Consider the following 15,057-nt stretch of genomic DNA (forward strand, 5'->3'; position numbering starts at 1 on the left):
ATCCGCATTTATTTATCAAGTTCATAAACACTATGAAGCTTGCACACGGCAAGCTCAGCAAATTGGGCGTTAATAATCATTGAAATTTTAATTTCACTTGTGCTTATCATCATAATATTAATATTATCTTGTGCTAACGCTTTAAATGCTGTGCTTGCTACGCCAGAATGTGATTTCATACCTACTCCTACAATAGAGACTTTAGCAATGTTGTTATCGTATTCGATATTGCCCAAATCATCTTTAAATTTTTCTAATACTTGTTGTGTAAGGGTAACTTCAGTTTTAGGAATAGTAAAATCAATATCAGTTTTGCCATCACGCCCAATTGTTTGAACTATCATATCTACATTAATATTATTATCTGCAAGTAGTCCAAAAATATCTGCAGCAATACCTGGACGGTCTTGCACATCAGCTAAACTTACACGTGCTTGATTTTTATCAAGTGCTACGCCACTGACGACTGGTTTTTCCATTATATCCTCCTCTTTGGTAATAAGTGTGCCTTGAGCTTCGCTAAAAGAGCTTGCGCAGATAAGATTGACATTGAGTTTTTTAGCGAGTTCCACAGAGCGATTAAGCAAAACTTTCGCACCCATAGAGGCAAGCTCCAACATTTCATCATAACTAATTTTTTCTAATTTGCGTGCGTTTTTAACAATGCGCGGATCTGTTGTATAAATACCATCAACATCGCTATAAATCTCACATACAGTAGCATTAAGTGCGCCAGCTAATGCTACAGCAGATAAATCACTCCCTCCTCGCCCAAGCGTGGTTACTTCGCCTTGTTGTGATATGCCTTGAAACCCTGCAACTACGACTACATAATCTTCATTAAGAAGATGAAAAATTTTGGTTGTATCAATATAAGAAATACGTGCTTTAGTATGAAATTCATCAGTGATAATTCCAGCTCCTCTACCGCTTAGCGAAATTGCCTTTACGCCCATTGATTCCAAAGCAATAGCAAGGAGTGCAGCACTTACCCTTTCTCCAGCACTTAGTGCCATATCAACTTCGCGTGTATTTGGCAATGGCGTGAAGTGTTGTGTAAAGTTAATAAGTCTATCCGTTTCTCCTCCCATTGCAGATACGACAACCACAAGCTTATGTCCTTGGGCTTTACTTTTAATAACGCGTTTGGCGACATTATGGATCCTATCACAATCTCCCATACTCGTGCCACCATATTTTTGCACGATTAGCATATATATCCTTGAGTGTAAAATAAAGGCGTAATCATAAAATGTTCTTCCTTAAAATATATCACTAGAGATAACCTTCTTTTTTAAAATACTCTAAAACTTGCTTATATACTCCTTTTTTAAAAGGTGTTACGCACTCTAGGAGTTTTTTTCTACTGACAAATTCATATTTGTTAAATTCTGGTTCTTTGGTTTTGATATTAATAGCAGCATCATTTTTAAGTCGCACCAAAAAATATTTCTGAATCTGCCCTGCAAAGCCTTTATACTTTTTTTTTGACATACTTTTGGGAAAATCATATTGTATCCATTCTGGGCATTCACTAATAATTTCTATTTCATCTGTGCCTATTTCCTCTCGCAATTCACGAAAAAGCGCATCACGAGGACTTTCTCCTTCATCAATACCTCCTTGAGGGAATTGCCATACATCTTTAATATCTAAACGTTGCGCAATAAAAAATCGGCATTCTTTTGGATATACACTTGAGAGAATCACAGCAGCAACATTGGGACGATACTTTTTAATAGGGGCATCTTGTTGTAATTTTTCTTGTGTGCAAGATGATTTCATACCTTTGCCTTTTAGATTCTATAAATTTATCTCTTGCATTATAGGATATAATATATAACAATTTATTTTAATAATGATAAAGGTTGCAAGGAGCATTTGTGTTGCTTTATGTTCATATTCCCTTTTGTGCGAGTAAATGTGGTTATTGTGCATTTAATTCTTTTGTGGTAGAACAAGACAACTTTGAATCTTACATACAAGCACTTTGTGCGGATATAGAGCATACTTTGTGCCATTTGCATCCTCACTCGCATATTAGTTCTATTTTTTTTGGTGGTGGCACACCGAATCTTTTGCATAGTGAGCATTATGAAGCTATTTTTACTATTCTTTATAAAAACGCGTTTATATCAAAAGATTGTGAAATCACTCTTGAAGCAAATGTAAATTATTTAAACACGCAATGGTGCAAGGATTTGGTATCTCTAGGAGCAAATCGCTTAAGTGTTGGGATTCAGAGTTTTGATAAAGATAAGATAGCTTTTTTAGAACGAGAACATAGTGTGTATGAGATTGCTAAATGTGTAGAGAATGCGTATAATGGAGGATTTAAAAATATAAGCTGCGATTTAATCATTAATACACCTTTAGATTCTAAAACGCTTATATCATCAGAAATTACTCAAGCTGCTGCATTGCCACTAAGTCATATATCAGTTTATACTTTGAGTATTGATGAGGGCTCTCGTTTTTTTTTGGAATCTAAAAAATCAAAGCCTACACAAAATTCAAAGACAATAGATTCTAAGACAGATGAAGAGTTAAGTTTTTGGGCAAGAGAATGCCTTAAAGAAAATGGATTTTATCAATATGAAGTGTCAAATTATGTTAAATTCAATACAAATGCGGAATGTAAGCATAATCTAGGGTATTGGCAAGGTGAAGAGTATTTAGGTTGTGGAGCAGGAGCTGTAGGTAGGATAGCAAATAAGCGCACTAGAGCTTATCCAAGTCTCAATGAATACATCAAAAACCCTTATTATAGATTAGTAGAGGAGTTAAGTGAGGAGGATTTACGTTTAGAGCAGATAATGCTAGGTCTTAGGTGTGTTAAAGGCGTGGATATGGCAGTATTTGATGATGAAAGATTTCTAAAACCTTTGTTTGATGATAAAAAATGTTTTAGGGAATCTTATAATGGCAAATTATTTTTGGTAGCAGATGAGTTATTTTTGGCAGATGAGATTGCAACTTGGATTTTATGTAGGATTTAGGTGCTGCATTTATTTCTCATCTATTTTCCTCTTTAATGCGCCAAGAGAGATTTGTTTGCGCTCGGAGTGGTATAATATGCCCAAGAGGTGTATTGATGTAAGGAGGCACTGGATTTTCCACACGCTCAAGCGTGATAGTTTTAATCGGAAAATGCTTTAGCTTATAGTTTGCGATAGCCCTATTGCTTATAAATGTTTGCAAGCAATCAAGGGCGTTATGAGATGCAAAAACTTCAGCAAGGGCTGGAAGTAAAATAGGGGCAGAAAAAATCCCCGCTGCACCTTTGGAGTTAAGTTTTGCAGATTCTAAATGAGGCGCAGAATCCGACCCAAAACTTACTTTTGGGTGAGCATTTAGAGCAGCTTGCAGCAAGGCTTGTTGGTCTTTTTTGGTTTTAAGCATAGGTTTGCAGAAGTGATGAGGATTAATCCCCCCACCAAGCACGTCATCAAGATTCATAGTGATGTGATGTAATGTAAGTGTAGCATAGAGATTTGGGTATTTTTCAATCAACTCAAGACTACGCCTATCGCTCATATGCTCAATGATTATGCGAAGACGAGGGAAATGTTGTGCAATATGGGCAAAAATAGGCAAAAATTCATATTCTCTTTCCATACAAAAGCCATTACTCTCGCCGTGTATGGAGAGAATAAAGCCTAATTCTTGAGCAATCTCAAAGATATGAAGTGTCTTTTCGCATAACATCTCTTTAACGCCCTTCTCACTTCCCGTAGTTGAGCCCTTAGGATAAAGTTTAAGAATATGAATGCCTGCTTCTTTAGCACGTATAAGTTCTTGTTTGTCAAGGTCTGGAGTAAGAAAAATACTCATAAGTGGTTCAAATGATGTAGAACAAAGTGATAGAATCTGCCTTTTGTATGCAAGAGCTTGTGCAGTAGTGGTAATAGGGGTTTTAAGATTTGGCATAACAACAGCAGCACTAAAAGGATTTGCACTAAAAGGCAAGATAGCACTAAGCATTTCTCCCTCGCGCAAATGAAGATGCATATCCATAGGGTTTGTGAGTTGTAATGTTTGTGGCATAGCTTGTCCTTATGTTTTTTGACAATTTTTCAGAAGAGCAAGTAAATGAGTTTTATAAGATTCGCATTCTTCTTTGCTTATAGCTTCAAAACGTGTAACAAGCACAGGTGTAGTATTACTTGCCCTTATGAGTCCCCAGCCATTTTCAAATATTACACGCAATCCATCAATGCTGATAATATCTTTAATGGAAGGGAAATCAGCAGGAGGGTTTTTTAATGCCTCACCAAGGGTGTGAATAAGAGTGAATTTCTCTTCCTCTGTGGTAGAAATCTTCTCTTCGTCTGTGCTGTAAAGATGAGGTAGAGCATTGATAGTAGCTTCTAGTTCCTTTGGTGTATAGTGCAAAAACAACTCTAAAGCTCTAAGTGAAGCATAAATTGCATCATCATAGCCAAAATATCGGTCATTAAAGAAGAGATGCCCGCTCATTTCTGCTGCAAGATGTGCATTGAGCTCTTTAAGCTTGACTTTAAGGTTACTATGTCCTGTTTTATACATTATTGCTTTGCCGATTTTGTTGATTTCGTCATACATCACTTGCGAACATTTGACTTCGCCAATGACGACAGGACTTAAAAAGCGTCTTTTCATCTCTTGCGCAAAAAGAATAGCAAGTTCATCGCCTTTATAATTATAATGAGTTGTTAAAAGTGCAAGTCTATCAGCATCTCCATCAAAGGCAATTCCAATCGGTATAGAATCCGATTTCATTTTGTCTTTAAGTGCAATGAGATTTTCTTCCTCGCTTGGGTCTGGGTGATGATTGGGAAAAGTGCCATCTGGTTCAAAAAAAAGTGGTGTATAGTTAATATTAAGATTTTCTAAGATTTTCTTTATACCTATACCACCAACGCCGTTGCCACAATCTACAGCAATAAGATAGGGAAAATTCTCAAGGGAGGCAAATGCTCGCGTCAAATAATCTATATATGCCCCAAGAGCGTTAATTTTTGTATATGTTTTATTTTGATGTGTATTTGGGAGAATATTGTGTTTATTTTGTTGATTGAGCAACGTAGTGAGTTTTGTCCCAAGAGCACGGATTTGCTCTCCATAAAAAGGTGTTTGATTAATGGTAATTTTAAAGCCATTGTATTGAGGCGGATTGTGTGAGCCTGTAATCATTACAGAATGAGGACAAGTGATAGAATCTATGGTGTTAAAGGTTGCAAAGTATGCCACAGGAGTGGGGATAAGTCCAAGATCATAAACTTCAATACCTGTTGATGCAAAACCTTCCGCAAGCCACGTAAGAAGAGTAGGCGAATGTATGCGTGCATCATAGCCAATATATATGCAAGGAGGCAGTTTAGATTCTATAATATATTCTCCAAGTAGTTGCCCTATGCCACATACAACTTCGTGCGTGAGGTCATCACCGAAAATACCACGAATATCATATTCGCGAAAAATATGTGTAATTTCTAAAATATGTTTATTGTGTAGTGTTTGCATCTTGGAATGACCCCTTAAATCTTAGAGTTTTTATCAATGTTAGTTACTCTTGATATATTTTAGTAGATTGTAGCAAATTTTCGTTACAAGCCAAAAGATATGATTTTAAAGAAACTTATAAATATTTTAAGATAAAATAAACCATTTTTTGATGAGTTAAAACCAAGTTATGGATAAGAGGTGATACAGAAGTGTTTCGGAGCGCATTGAAGCAAATTGTAACTTATGAGGCAGGGAAGCCAATAGAGCTTGTCGTGCGTGAGTATGGGATTAAGCCAGAGGATATTATTAAGCTTGGCAGTAATGAGAATCCTTATGGAACATCTGCTCAAGTAGTAGAATCTCTTCAAAAAAATGCCCATAAAGCTTTTTTGTATCCTGATGATTCTATGTATGAGCTTAAAAATGCCCTAGCCTCGCATTTTGATATAGAATCTAAACATATTATTATTGGTGCAGGAAGTGACCAAATCATTGAATTTTGTATGCAGGCGCTCAATCATCACAATGCACAGGTGCTTATGGCTAAAACGACTTTTGCTATGTATGAGGTATATGCGAAACTTGCTGGTGTAGAGATTTCTAAAACACCAAGTGATGAACATATTTTAGAGGAGTTTTTTCAACTCTATCAAAGCGAAAAAGAAAGAAAACATATAAGTGCAGTGTTTTTATGTGCACCAAATAATCCTTTGGGTGAATGTTTAGATGCAGCGGCTATTGAGCAATTTATACAAGCAGTGGATAAGGATACACTTGTAATTGTTGATGGCGCATATCAGGAGTTTGCAGCTTATAAAGATAAGGCAAAGGCTATTAATCCCAAGCAGCTTATAGAGCGTTTTAGTAATGTGATTTATCTAGGAACATTCTCAAAAGTATATGGTTTGGGTGGTATGCGTGTGGGTTATGGTATTGCAAGTGAGCATATTATTTCTATGCTTTATAAAGTGCGCCCACCCTTTAATGTTACTACACTTAGCTTACAAGCTGCTCTTATTGCATTAAAAGACCAAGTGTTTGTGAGTGAGTGTATAAAAAATAATGCTATTGAAATGGCAAGATACGAAGCATTTGCTAATGAAATGGGATTTACATTTATCCCTTCATATGGGAATTTTATTACATTTTTGCATTCGCATATAGAATCTTCGCATTTATGTGATTGGTTATTGCAAAATGGTTTAATAGTGCGTAATCTACGCTCTTATGGATTGAATGCTTTTCGGATAACAATTGGTAGAGCAGAGCAGAATACACGCGTATTTGAACTCATAAAAGCATATTTACAAATTCATAACTAAGGGATATTCGTGGATTTAAGACTGATTTTTGAACAAATTGCTCGAGTGTTAAATAAGCTTAATAAGAAACAGCGAATTATTATCCTTACAACTTTTGTTGTGCTTATTAGTTTTTTAACTTATCTTGTTCTCTTTAAGGTAGAAACAAAAAATGAGTATGAAAATTATGAGGTGCTTTTTAGTAATTTAAGCGCAGAAGATAGCGCATTGATATTACAAAAGCTCCAACAAGATAAAATCCCATATAAAATACCTCAAGATAATATCATTATGGTGCCAAAAGATAATGTTTATGAGCAACGCATTACACTTGGTTCGCTTGGACTACCCAAGACAAGTAAAAATGTAGGTTTTGATATTTTACTTGAAAGTCCTGTAGGAGAGACACCTTTTACCCAAGATATGAAATATCTCATTGCTAAGCAAAATGAGCTTGCAAGGACTATTGAGAGTTTGCGTCCTATCGAAAAAGCAATTGTGAATATCTCAATGCCCAAGGAATCACTTTTTGTTCAAGGCGGACATCCGCCATCTGCTTCTGTTAAGCTCACAGTGCGCGATAATATGTTTCTTTCAACCGAGCAAGTTATTGGTGTTAAACATCTTGTTGCTGCAGCAGTAGAACGTTTGACTCCGGAGAATGTTAAAATTATCAATCAAGAGGGCGAATTGCTTGGCGAAGAGGATGAAGCAGCGTTACAAGGGGTTTTAGCGAAGAAAGCAGCCTTTCAGAGACGATATCAACAAGCCGCAGAGAATGCTATGGAGGCGAAGATTATCAAATTTTTGCAACCAAGCGTGGGAGATGGTGTGCAAGCACAAGTAACGATGGATTATGATTTTAGTGTGCGCAATTCTACTCAAGAAGAATTTGACCAAAACCCTGTTATACGCGGTATTAGAGAGTATGAAAAAGAACGAAAAGGATTCCGTCCACCACAAATTGGGGGTGTTCCGGGAGTGGTAAGTAATATTGGTCCTGTGCAGGGATTAAAAGATGATGAAATGATGGAATGGGAGAAAGAAAGCGAAGTTGTTCAAAATAACGAGATTGGTAAAAAAGTGAGTAGTATTTCGGAACATTATGGAGTTTTAAAGCGAGTAAGTGCTTCTGTAATGATTGATGGGACTTATGAAGAAGTCGTAGGTGAAGATGGTGAGACACGTTTAGAATATTCTCCTCGTTCTCAAGAAGATATGGATAAATTTTTAGAAGGTGTAAAAAAAGCAATTGGTTATAACGAGGCACGAGGCGATCAAGTTGAAGTGATTAATATGCCCTTTAGGAATACACAGCTCGATTATCGTCCAAAAGATGCTTGGGAGGCTTTCTCTGATAAAGTAGAGCGATATCTTAGTCCGTTTATGCCATTGTTAAAATATGTTATTGTTGCGGTAATTCTCCTTGTATTTTACAAAAAAATTGTTGCACCATTTGCAGAGCGTATGCTTGAAGTGCAAGAAGAGGAAGATGATGATATAGAATCTCTTATGCAAATTGATGATGATGATGATGATTTAAATAAATTCAGTGAATTAAGAAAACGTGTAGAAGACCAGCTTGGTTTGAGCTCTGGGCTTGATGAAGATAATATCAAATATGAAGTATTGCTTGAAAAAATGCGCAATGTTATTTCAGAGCGTCCTCAAGAAATAGCTTCGTTGTTTCAAACATTAATTAAAGATGAGCTTGATATTACCGAAGGTATTGGTCATAAATAACTATAAGGAGTAAATATGGCAATCACACTTAGTCCTCGTCAAAGAGCACAATATGATGAGCTTTCAATGGCAGAAAAAATTGCTATCTTATTGATGCAATTAGGTGATGAAATTACTTCTGAAATTTTTCATCATCTTGATATTGATGCAATTACTGAAATCAGTAAACAAATTGCACAGCTGGGTGGAATGGATAAAACTATTGGCGCAGCCGTTTTAGAAGAGTTTTATGTCATTTTTCAGTCTAATCAATATATTAGCACAGGTGGTATGGATTATGCTCGTGATTTATTGATTAAAGCTCTTGGACCTGATGCTGCAAAGGCAATTTTGGATAAACTTGCCAAAACAATGCAATCTCAAAAAAACTTTGCCTATCTCTCCAAAATTCGCCCACAGCAACTTGCAGATTTTATTATCAATGAACATCCCCAAACGATTGCTCTTATTCTTGCGCATATGGACGCAAGTGGAGCAGCAGAGACATTGAGTTATTTCTCTGATGATTTGCGTGCAGAGGTAGCTATTCGTATGGCAAACCTTGGGGATATTTCGCCAAGTGTTGTTAAGCGCGTAAGTGCAGTGCTTGAAAATAAACTTGAATCTCTTACAAGTTACAAGGTTGAAGTGGGTGGCACACGTTCCGTTGCGGAAATTTTCAACAGATTGGGACAAAAAGCTGCAAAAGCGACACTTTCACATATTGAGCAAATTGATGAGCAGTTAGCTATTGAAATTAAAGAGATGATGTTTACTTTTGAAGATATTTCAAAACTTGATAATAACGCTATTAGAGAGATTCTTAAAATTGCTGATAAAAAGGATCTTACCCTTGCTCTTAAATCTGCTCCTGATGATTTAAAACAGAAGTTTATGGGTAATATGTCTCAACGTGCGAGTGAGCAGTTTATGGAGGAAATGCAGTTCCTTGGAGCTGTAAAAGTGCGTGATGTAGAAAATGCACAAAGAAAAATTGTTGAGGTAGTCCAAACCCTTTCAGAGCAAGGTTTGGTCCAACTAGGAGAACAAGACGATGTCATTGCTTAATCAAGAAAACATTATTGGACAAGAGCGACTTAAAAATCATAATATTAAAAAATATGAATTTAAAAGCATCACAAATGAAATGATAGAATCGAGCAAAGAAATCGCTTCTGCCTCTGCTCATGTAGAAACACTTGCACCAAAAATACCGCAAGATGAGGCAAATGAGCTCTCTCAAAATATACAAAGTAATGCGCAAAAAATTGCAACACTTGAGCAAGAGCTTGTCGAGCGTTTATTACAAAAAACAGATGAGCTTTCCGGCTCACTTGCAAAGCTACAAATTCAGTTTGAAAAACTCCAAGTAGAAAGTGAACAACGCGTTGTAAATGCGCGTGAAAATGGTTATAAAGATGGTTTTAGAGAGGCAGAGGAGAAAGCAAAAGAGGATTTATTTGCTGAAGTGAGCGCACAAAAAAAAGCTTTGGTAGATTCTATTATTACGCTTGAAAATGCGCTTAAAACAAGCCAAAAGCATCTAGAAGATTTGGAAAAAGAACTAAGTGCTATTTCAGTCGATATTGCAAAAGAAGTAATTATCAACGAAGTGAGTGAAAATTCTCAAAAAATTGCATTGAATTTGACAAAAGAGTTGCTTAATTCTATTATGGACGCAACAAATATTAAAATTAAAGTCAATCCAAGTGATTATCTTTTTTTAAAAGAACAGCTTAAGGATAATGCGAAAGTTGAACTTATCTCTGATAGCGCTGTATCACTTGGGGGCGTAGTGATTGTGAGCGATAATGGTAACATTGATGGCACAATTATGTCGCGTTATAAGAATCTTAAACAATCTGTGCTTGAAAATATGCGTGATTAGGACAAAATTAAGAGGGGAAAGAGAGATGGAAGTCAAAACGCTTGATGTAGCAAATTTCTTAGCCCATATACAAAAGCAAGAGAGCACTTTTGAGAGTTTGAGTAAGTTTTCTCCCACGCAGCTTAAAGAGCTTGCTACGTGTATTCGTCATAGAATATTAGAGGTTGTAAGCTCTAATGGTGGTCATCTTAGTTCTACTTTGGGTGCAGTAGATTTGATTATAGGAATGCATTTAGTCTTTGATGCAAACACAAATCCTTTTATCTTTGATGTTTCTCATCAAGCTTATGCACATAAACTTCTTACTGGAAGGTGGAATGATTTTTCTAGTTTAAGGCAATTTGGTGGTTTAAGTGGGTTTTGTAATCCCAAAGAATCCCCTAGTGATTATTTTATTGCTGGACATAGCTCAACTTCCATTTCTCTTGCGGTTGGTGCAGCAAAAGCGTTAGCATTAAAGGGAAGTGCAAGTATGCCTGTGGTAATGATAGGTGATGGTTCAATGAGTGCAGGGCTTGTATATGAGGCACTCAACGAATTAGGTGATAAAAAATATCCTATGGTTATTATTTTAAACGATAATAAGATGAGTATTTCTAAACCTATTGGGGCAATTAGTAACTATCTTTCGCAGATTTTGACAACATCTATATACCAAAAAATACGTGATACGATTAAGAAAGTGCTTACAAAAATGCCCGATTCTGCTACCTATCTTGCTAAAAGATTTGAAGAATCTCTCAAACTTATTACACCAGGTATTTTATTTGAAGAATTGGGGCTTGATTATGTTGGTCCCATTGATGGACATAATATTGAACTTATAATCGCCACATTACAAAGAGCAAAAGAAATGAGAAAACCTGTCGTTATTCACGCTCAAACGCTCAAAGGCAAGGGTTATGAAATTGCAGAGGGTAGATTTGAGCATTGGCACGGAGTTGGTCCTTTTGATGTAAGCACAGGTTCTTCACTTAAAAGTTCTGCTCCACAATCGCCCACAGCAGTATTTTCTGAAAGTTTAGAATCTTACCTTACTGATGAAAAAGTGGTTGGTGTAACTGCTGCAATGCCAAGTGGAACAGGTTTAGATAAGCTTATTGAAAAGTATCCACAGCGATTTTGGGACGTTGCAATTTGTGAAGCTCACGCGGTTACTTCAATGGCAGCAATAGCAAAAGAAGGATTTAAACCTTTTGTTGCAATATATTCAACATTTTTACAACGCGCTTATGACCAAATAATACACGATGTGGGAATTTTGGGATTGCCCGTGCGGTTTTGCATTGATAGAGCAGGCATTGTGGGTGAAGATGGTGAAACTCATCAAGGATTGTTTGATATTGCTTATTTGCGTTCTATCCCCCATATGGTGCTTTTTGCGCCGCGTGATAATGCAAGCTTGCAACAAGCAGTAGCTTTTGCTTATCGCTATAATGATTCACCTTGTGCATTCCGATATCCACGTGGTTCATTTACGCTTGAAGAGGGTGTATTTGTTTCAAATGAGTTTGTGCTAGGGCAAGCAGAGATGTTAAAAAGAGGTAAGAAAATTCTTCTTGTGGGATATGGTAATGGTGTAGGTAGAGCTTATAAAGTGTATCAAGCTTTAAGCACAGAGGGTTATGAGCCAAGCTTACTTGATTTGCGTTTTGTAAAACCTCTTGATAAACATATGTTGAATGAGGTGTTTAAAACGCATACCCATATATGTGTTTTTAGCGATAGTTATTATATGGGTGGTGTTGCAAGCGCACTCCTTGAGTTTATGGCAGAAGAAAATATTAAAGATGTGCAACTAAAAAGCTTTGAAATTAAAGATAGATTTGTCCCGCACGGCAATACTGCACTTATAGAGCAGTCTCTTGGTTTGGATACGCCCCATCTTGTAAGTAAGATTAAAGAGTGGATTTAGAAAATTTTAAACATTAATGAAGTAAAATCTGCGCCTTGCTTTTATGGCATTTGAGAATTATCTTTTTTGGTATGACGCTGCGGGAATGGCGAAATTGGCAGACGCACCAGACTTAGGATCTGGCGCCGCAAGGCGTGGAGGTTCAAGTCCTCTTTCCCGCACCACTTCTTTTATGCAATCTTATCTTTAATAGTTTTGGCACGATATTTTTGATTTTTCCTGTGGATTTTAACATTCAATCAAGGAGTAAAAATATATAATTTCGCGTTTAAATTTTGTTATTTTTAAGGTCTTCGTAATGAAACAAGCACAAGCAGTTCAACATATTTCTCGCAAACAAATCTATAACCCAGAATCAACAGAGAGTGTAGCTGATAGGAAGATTTTTGGCGGGAATCCCACGAGTATGTTTGATTTAAATAAAATTAAATATCAATGGGCTTATAATCTATGGAAAGTGATGCTTGCGAATACTTGGTTTCCCGAAGAGGTAAATATGACACCTGATAAGCGTGATTATAACGGCGGTTTAACAGCGCAAGAGAAGCTAGGTTATGACAGAGCCTTAGCACAACTAATTTTTATGGATTCTTTGCAAACAAATAATTTGATTGACAATGTCAATCCCTATATTACAAGCCCAGAGATTAATCTTATCCTTGTGCGTCAAGCTTATGAGGAAGCATTGCATTCACAAAGCTATGCAGTAATGGTAGAATCTATTTCGGCAAATACTGATGAGATTTATAATATGTGGCGTGTGGATATGCAGTTAAGAAGTAAAAATGATAATATTGCAAATGTTTATATTGAGCTTGCAAAAAATCCCAATGAGCAAAATCTTCTCAAGGCTATGTTTGCTAATCAAATTTTAGAGGGTATTTATTTTTATAGTGGATTTTCATATTTTTATACCCTTGCACGTAGTGGCAAAATGTTAGGAAGTGCGCAAATGATACGTTTTATTCAACGTGATGAAGTAACACATTTGCTTTTATTTCAAAATATGATTAGTTCTTTGCGTAAAGAACAAGGGCATTTATTTACTCCTTCGCTTGAAGAGGAAGTTGTTGAGATGTTTAAAAAAGCAGTTGAGATAGAATCTCAATGGGGTGAATATATTACACAAGGGCAGATTCTAGGATTAACTTCAGAGATTATTCGTGAGTATATTCAATATTTGGCAGACGCACGTCTCAAGGCAGTGGGCTTACCTCAACTTTATGGCTCAAAGAATCCTATTAAGTGGGTAGATCAGTTTGCAAGTTTTAATGACCAAAAAACAAATTTCTTTGAGGCAAAAGTTACAAACTATTCAAAAGGGAGCATTAATTTTGATGATTTCTAAAAAGTTATATTGTATGCAAATTAAGACTGGACAAGATTTTGCAGAGAATCTTATAAATGTGGAGGATTTTATCGCCCGATGTGGAAAAAATGCTATTATTTGCGCGCCTGAAGTCGTGATAAGTGGGTTTGCTTATCAACGTATGAAAGAGGCGAGTGAATTTTCAAAGATTGCAACAGAGAGACTTTTAGAAAGTAGCGCAAAATATAACAATACACTTGTTATAACAATGATAGAAGAAAAAAAGAAAAAATTTTTCAATAACCTTAAAGTTTTTCATAAGGGTGAAATTATCCATAAGCAAAGCAAAAACAAACTTTTTTCTCTTGGTGATGAGCAGTTGCATTTTAAGGCTGGTGAAAAAGGTGAAATTAGCATTTTTGAAATTGATGGTATTAAATGTGCAGCTTTAATTTGTTTTGAATTGCGTTTTGTGGAGTTATGGGAACAAATAAAGGGTGCGGATATTATTTTTATAAGTGCTCAATGGGGCAAAGCACGCAAAAGCCATTTTGAGATTCTCTCTCAAGCCCTTGCAATAGCAAATCAAGCTTTTGTTGTAGTAAGCAATAGCGCTAATGATATAATGGCAAAAGGAAGCTCTGTTATTACTCCTTATGGCATTGTGTATAAAAATGATAAGAAGAATTTTGTGGCGTGTGAAGTGGATATTGGGGAAACCTTGCGTATGAGAAAATATATTAATACTGGTATAGAGATTCATTAATGTATCAAAAAATAGCCAAAAAAATGTGTGATGAAATACAAAAAAGCTTTCCACTTTCTCCCAAAGTAGTTACCGCACTTTGTGCTGTGGATAGAGAGATGTTTGTGCCTTCAGTTTTCGCTCATCAAGCTTATGAGATTAATGCGTTGCCTATGGTAGATTCTCAATGGATTAGCTCCCCTCTGACCGTGGCACAAATGAGCGAGTATCTCGCCCCAAATGGAGGAGATTCTGTATTGGAAATTGGTTGTGGGAGCGGCTATCAAGCAATGGTGCTTTCCAAAATGTTTCGCCGTGTTTTTAGTATTGAGCGCATTGATAAGCTTTTTGAAGAAGCACGAGAACGCTTTAGACGTTTAGCATCTCATAATATTTTTATTAAGCTCGATGATGGGCAAAAAGGTTGGGCTGAATATGCTCCATTTGATGCAATACTTTTTTCTGCGTGTGCAAGGGAGATTCCGACTATTATTGTTAATCAACTTGAAGAGGGTGGAGTGCTTGTCGCACCTATGCTTGAAAATGGAAAGCAAATCATTAAACGTTTTAAAAAACATAATGGCATACTTGAGGGTGGCGAAATCTTATCAGAATGCCTTTTTGTAGATATACAAGATGGTATAGTCTCAGAATCTAAGAATAAATGCGTAATGTAAATATGCGAGGATA

General features: G+C 36.3%; 13 protein-coding genes and 1 tRNA gene. 10 read left to right on the forward strand and 4 right to left on the reverse strand.

Going from position 1 to position 15,057, the window contains the following annotated elements; all coding sequences use genetic code 11:
- Positions 1-8: 8 nt before the first annotated feature.
- A complete protein-coding gene (locus LS66_RS03860) occupies positions 9-1,214 on the reverse strand; it encodes an aspartate kinase (RefSeq protein WP_034366245.1) in 1,206 nt (401 codons plus the stop codon).
- Between the two features lie 61 nt (positions 1,215-1,275).
- Positions 1,276-1,785 carry an RNA pyrophosphohydrolase gene (locus LS66_RS03865; protein WP_034366247.1) on the reverse strand — a complete coding sequence of 170 codons (510 nt, stop codon included), beginning with the start codon at positions 1,783-1,785 and terminating at the stop codon, positions 1,276-1,278.
- 98 nt (positions 1,786-1,883) lie between these two features.
- Here LS66_RS03865 and hemW point away from each other — a divergent pair, with 98 nt between their 5' ends.
- Positions 1,884-2,999 (forward strand): radical SAM family heme chaperone HemW, encoded by a 1,116-nt coding sequence (hemW, locus tag LS66_RS03870; protein WP_034366249.1) that lies wholly within the window; start codon positions 1,884-1,886, stop codon positions 2,997-2,999.
- Positions 3,000-3,015: 16 nt separating this feature from the next.
- Here hemW and pyrC read toward each other — a convergent pair whose 3' ends face one another.
- Positions 3,016-4,047 carry a dihydroorotase gene (gene pyrC, locus LS66_RS03875; RefSeq protein WP_034366250.1) on the reverse strand — a complete coding sequence of 344 codons (1,032 nt, stop codon included), beginning with the start codon at positions 4,045-4,047 and terminating at the stop codon, positions 3,016-3,018.
- Between the two features lie 9 nt (positions 4,048-4,056).
- The gene (locus tag LS66_RS03880) at positions 4,057-5,505 is read right to left on the reverse strand and encodes a phosphomannomutase/phosphoglucomutase (RefSeq protein WP_052057352.1); all 1,449 of its coding nucleotides are present in this window, start codon (positions 5,503-5,505) and stop codon (positions 4,057-4,059) included.
- 191 nt (positions 5,506-5,696) lie between these two features.
- On the opposite strand from LS66_RS03880, the gene hisC reads away from it, so the two are divergent.
- The 9 genes from hisC (at position 5,697) to LS66_RS03925 (ending at position 15,044) form a co-directional block, all read left to right on the forward strand.
- Entirely contained in the window at positions 5,697-6,809 is a 1,113-nt protein-coding gene (gene hisC / locus LS66_RS03885) for a histidinol-phosphate transaminase (protein ID WP_034366253.1), read from the forward strand.
- 9 nt (positions 6,810-6,818) lie between these two features.
- Positions 6,819-8,531, forward strand: coding sequence for a flagellar basal-body MS-ring/collar protein FliF (gene fliF / locus LS66_RS03890; RefSeq protein ID WP_011115453.1), 1,713 nt, complete (start codon positions 6,819-6,821; stop codon positions 8,529-8,531).
- 15 nt (positions 8,532-8,546) lie between these two features.
- Positions 8,547-9,578: a flagellar motor switch protein FliG gene (gene fliG / locus LS66_RS03895; RefSeq protein ID WP_034366256.1), complete on the forward strand. Its 1,032-nt coding sequence runs from the start codon at positions 8,547-8,549 to the stop codon at positions 9,576-9,578.
- Positions 9,565-10,398 carry a flagellar assembly protein FliH gene (fliH, locus tag LS66_RS03900; protein WP_034366258.1) on the forward strand — a complete coding sequence of 278 codons (834 nt, stop codon included), beginning with the start codon at positions 9,565-9,567 and terminating at the stop codon, positions 10,396-10,398. Before fliG ends, fliH begins: the two co-directional genes overlap by 14 nt.
- Before the next feature lie 25 nt (positions 10,399-10,423).
- The gene (gene dxs, locus LS66_RS03905) at positions 10,424-12,313 is read left to right on the forward strand and encodes a 1-deoxy-D-xylulose-5-phosphate synthase (RefSeq protein ID WP_138091872.1); all 1,890 of its coding nucleotides are present in this window, start codon (positions 10,424-10,426) and stop codon (positions 12,311-12,313) included.
- A gap of 79 nt (positions 12,314-12,392) precedes the next feature.
- Positions 12,393-12,477: transfer RNA gene (locus LS66_RS03910), tRNA-Leu, on the forward strand.
- Between the two features lie 134 nt (positions 12,478-12,611).
- The gene (locus tag LS66_RS03915; protein ID WP_011115448.1) at positions 12,612-13,661 is read left to right on the forward strand and encodes a ribonucleotide-diphosphate reductase subunit beta; all 1,050 of its coding nucleotides are present in this window, start codon (positions 12,612-12,614) and stop codon (positions 13,659-13,661) included.
- The gene (locus LS66_RS03920) at positions 13,651-14,388 is read left to right on the forward strand and encodes a carbon-nitrogen hydrolase family protein (RefSeq protein ID WP_034366265.1); all 738 of its coding nucleotides are present in this window, start codon (positions 13,651-13,653) and stop codon (positions 14,386-14,388) included. Before LS66_RS03915 ends, LS66_RS03920 begins: the two co-directional genes overlap by 11 nt.
- The gene (locus LS66_RS03925; protein ID WP_011115446.1) at positions 14,388-15,044 is read left to right on the forward strand and encodes a protein-L-isoaspartate(D-aspartate) O-methyltransferase; all 657 of its coding nucleotides are present in this window, start codon (positions 14,388-14,390) and stop codon (positions 15,042-15,044) included. Before LS66_RS03920 ends, LS66_RS03925 begins: the two co-directional genes overlap by 1 nt.
- Positions 15,045-15,057 lie beyond the last annotated feature (13 nt).

The organism is Helicobacter sp. MIT 03-1614 (genome assembly GCF_000762925.2).
GTDB classification, from domain to species: domain Bacteria; phylum Campylobacterota; class Campylobacteria; order Campylobacterales; family Helicobacteraceae; genus Helicobacter_C; species Helicobacter_C hepaticus.